Origin of the sequence: Synechococcus sp. Cruz CV12-2-Slac-r (assembly GCF_024346075.1) — a bacterium.
GTDB lineage: Bacteria > Cyanobacteriota > Cyanobacteriia > PCC-6307 > Cyanobiaceae > Synechococcus_D.
This window is the reverse complement of record NZ_JAGQEK010000175.1, coordinates 1-3,209: the sequence shown is the minus strand read 5'-3', so window position 1 is coordinate 3,209 and position 3,209 is coordinate 1. Positions and strand designations below refer to the sequence as shown.

Below are 3,209 nucleotides of genomic sequence, written 5' to 3'. Positions count from 1 at the left end.
GCCACGGTTGCCCTTAGCCTGAAACGCAGGATTTAGTCAGATGAACCAAGTCAGCCCTGATCTCGCCCCCAGTGGTTCCAACCACCCATGGGCTGTAACGGCCGATAAAGTTAATGACGTAATAAGCCGGCTTGTAGATGCGGCTTCGCCGCTGCGGCTGATCGCGTTTGGATCGGCCGCCCACGGGAACCTCTCTGCCGCCAATGATTTCGACCTTTTGGTGGTGGAACCTGAGGTGGAAAGCCGCTATAGCGAGATGCTGCGGCTGCAGAGGACCCTGCGCGGTGTATTGATGTCCGTTGATTTGGTGGTCACCAGTAAGGCCAGCTTCGATAAACGTTGCCTGCTTCCGGGAACGCTGGAGTACGCCGCACACAGGGAGGGGAGGGTGCTCCATGACTCCCTCTGACCAGGCCCAGCTGTTGTTGCGCAAGGCCGCCCAAGATATGGCCGTGCTGAATAAGTTGATTGACGACCGAGAAATCAGCGATGAAACCCTCGGCTATCACGCTCAACAAGCCGCCGAAAAACTAATCAAGGCACTGCTCGCCCTGGAAGGGCACCCTTATCCCCGAAGTCACAACATTGGCTTACTTCTCGATCTCCTGCAAAGCCATGGCATTCCTCTGCCTGAGAGATTTGACAACGTGGATGCCCTCACACCTTTCGGAACCGTCTTCCGTTACGACGACTTGCCCTTGGAGGACGCCCCAGAACGGCACAGCTGGGTAGCACTGATCCAAAACATCTTTGAGTACGTGGAATTAGCGGTGGGGCGGTGTTCTGAGGGTGGGTGAGCGGTTTTGGGCGTGTGGCAGGTGAATTCCGGCTGCCCAGCAAAAACCCCAAATAAAACCAGATCTCACCTACCGCATAACATCTTGAGAGAATCTCTAAAAGGCGGCACCCAGATTCGAACTGGAGCGAAAGCATCAAAAATCCCGAAAATTGCCCATAAATACTAACCTCAAGATACAAAATAAAGGTTTTTTCGAGCAAGTCCCCTACCGCTCCCCTACCGCAACAGGTAAAGTGTCCTCAGAAAGAGTTCCAAATGAGGAGCAAGTGGGTAGGGGAGTACTAGGTGCCGAAGCAACTTCCAGATGACTGGTTGAGCGGAGAGCGTTTAACCCTCAATGTGAGGGAAGACCTTGGACTGAAAGGGGCAATGGTGTTCCAAGGGCAATAGGTAAGAGTTGCTGTTCCTTGTTTCCTGGTCTTGAGATGGCGGGGATCAATAGGTCTTGATAGATCCGCCAGCGTTTCAGCAGTTGGTCTTAAAGAAAACTTGATGGCAGTTGTTGCCTGAGTGCCGTTGCTGGTGGTTTTAAGCATTGGATTGACTCTCTATGGAGTTCAGTGCTGTAATTATAGCATATAACACTTGTTTTTATGTGTAATGCTGTAATAAACGCAGGTGAGTGGTTTTGATCTCATTTGCTAATCCGCTTTGTTGCGCCTGCCGTTGGATTGATTTTATTTCTTCTATTACTTCAGGGGTATATTCCCAACTTGTGCGTGTATTTGATTTCATTATCCAACCTCCTGAAATCGCAATACCAAATTTTAATTCAGCAACCGAATAGGTTTCTTCTATTTCTAAATCAATCGCTTTGCGTTCTTGCTCTAACGATTTAAGTTGCGTTGATATCCATACTCTTCTTTTGAGTAGATCTACTGCTGTGAGGTTTGCTAAATGAGGAAAAGGGTCTTGAGTTTCTGGTGGTAGTGCCAGTAGCACCCGTTCAAGATCAATTCGGTTGATTGGTGGGGTCATTTGAAATTGCTCCTTCTTTGAGAAGTCGGTTGTAGTGGCATTTGATGGCATCTTCCACAACAGCAGCAAGTGTTATGGGTTGATTATTAGTTTTGCGCACCGCTTGAATAGCAGAAACTAATTCCATTACTTCATCTGAAATCCGTATTCCAAATTGTTTTGGTGCGTCGGGGTGCTCAGATGCCATTTCTTTGAATGTGACTGAAGCAATTCTGCCAGTGAAGAAACCTCTATGGGTTTTAGGGAATGGTTGTAAGGGGCGGGTTTCTATGAACCTCTTACCCCTCAACACTTTAATCATAGCATTTAACAAGAAAGATTAGGTGCCTAATGCTTTAAAGCACTCATACAGCAATTAGTTCAGGCGCCTCCTGCGCCTCTGTCACCTCCAATGGTGGGTAGTGGCGGTCAGGTTAGTTTGCCCAATACCGAATCTCGCAACGGTCTCTCCCTGTAGCAAACGCAATTCGTTCCAACTAATATTCCAGTAATACTGGGACTAATTTTGAGGAATTTTATTAATCGCAACTGGGAGGTATTAATGCTGTGCTTTGTGCTTACACTTCAGGTTCTTTCTGGTGATTTATTTCTGCTCGCAAGCAAGAATACAACTCCTTACTTTTTGCTGAATAATTCAATTGCGATCCTTTCCTATGGTCGTCAGTATATCGTCCCCGTAATGTTTCCGATATTGGTCGGAGCAGCATTTGCTTGCTTATTTCTACCGCTGTCACCAAGGCGGCGCAGATTGTTTATTGATGCGATGGTTGTTTTAGTCATATTTGCACTCTTAATGCTCTTTGGAATTTTAAACCTGATGATATTCCTCCCCCCTTCTGATCGCGTTTTACTCTTTTCTCAACTTCTGCTTTTCGTGCCTTGCCTTCTTCTTATTTGGGGTTGGATATATTGGCGCGTTGATACCCATTCGGTTGCGATTGGCAGAGGTCGTATTTTTACCTCTAGCACATCTAAGGATGAGATACCTCCACCATATGATTACTTTATTGCGTCTTTTACCTCACTCTTAACTACCACCCTTGACAATTTTAACGGCACGACAAGATTTGCGCGAACACTTATCTTTGTACATGGAGTTATGATGTGGGATATTATGGCGCTTACTTTCTCTCGCGCTATTGCCCTCGCGTCAGCGTAATCTGTTTTTGCGTTTTGATTCTTTCCTGTGAGATAATTCAAATTTAGTTTCCCTAAAGGAATTGCTTAAATTCCAATTTAATGCTTGCGCCCCATTACTCTAACTAGTCATTATTAGTATAATCTAAAATTTGTCGCAGATTCCAATATCTGTGATCTTAAATATCTTTTGAATCTAAACTTCTTAGAACCAGAAGATCAAGGCAGAGGAAAATATTACCAGCAAGATTAGGTGCCTCATACTTTAAAGCACTCATACAGCAATTAGTTCAGG

The 3,209-nt window shown here is 45.7% G+C and carries 5 protein-coding genes; 3 read left to right on the top strand and 2 right to left on the bottom strand.

The genetic code is table 11. From position 1 onward, the window contains the following. Positions 1–40 precede the first annotated feature (40 nt). Together KB557_RS10140 and KB557_RS10135 are read left to right on the top strand one after the other, a co-directional pair. A complete protein-coding gene (locus tag KB557_RS10140) occupies positions 41–409 on the top strand; it encodes a nucleotidyltransferase domain-containing protein (RefSeq protein ID WP_255133859.1) in 369 nt (122 codons plus the stop codon). After that, on the top strand, positions 396–797 hold the full coding sequence (locus KB557_RS10135) for a HEPN domain-containing protein (protein ID WP_255133856.1): 402 nt from the start codon (positions 396–398) through the stop codon (positions 795–797). Before KB557_RS10140 ends, KB557_RS10135 begins: the two co-directional genes overlap by 14 nt. Before the next feature lie 593 nt (positions 798–1,390). Here KB557_RS10135 and KB557_RS10130 read toward each other — a convergent pair. After that, positions 1,391–1,777 (bottom strand): hypothetical protein, encoded by a 387-nt coding sequence (locus KB557_RS10130; protein ID WP_255133854.1) that lies wholly within the window; start codon positions 1,775–1,777, stop codon positions 1,391–1,393. Then, entirely contained in the window at positions 1,752–1,964 is a 213-nt protein-coding gene (locus tag KB557_RS10125; protein ID WP_255133851.1) for a hypothetical protein, read from the bottom strand. Before KB557_RS10125 ends, KB557_RS10130 begins: the two co-directional genes overlap by 26 nt. A 366-nt stretch (positions 1,965–2,330) precedes the next feature. On the opposite strand from KB557_RS10125, the gene KB557_RS10120 reads away from it, so the two are divergent. Further along, a complete protein-coding gene (locus tag KB557_RS10120; protein WP_255133848.1) occupies positions 2,331–2,936 on the top strand; it encodes a hypothetical protein in 606 nt (201 codons plus the stop codon). Positions 2,937–3,209: the final 273 nt, after the last annotated feature.

What these genes read in the sequence shown, in the direction of transcription:
- KB557_RS10140 (WP_255133859.1), top strand. Translation starts at nt 41, where the DNA reads ATGAACCAAGTCAGCCCTGATCTCGCCCCCAGTGGTTCCAACCACCCA.
- KB557_RS10135 (WP_255133856.1), top strand. Translation starts at nt 396, where the DNA reads ATGACTCCCTCTGACCAGGCCCAGCTGTTGTTGCGCAAGGCCGCCCAA.
- KB557_RS10130 (WP_255133854.1), bottom strand. Translation starts at nt 1,777, where the DNA reads ATGACCCCACCAATCAACCGAATTGATCTTGAACGGGTGCTACTGGCA.
- KB557_RS10125 (WP_255133851.1), bottom strand. Translation starts at nt 1,964, where the DNA reads ATGGCATCTGAGCACCCCGACGCACCAAAACAATTTGGAATACGGATT.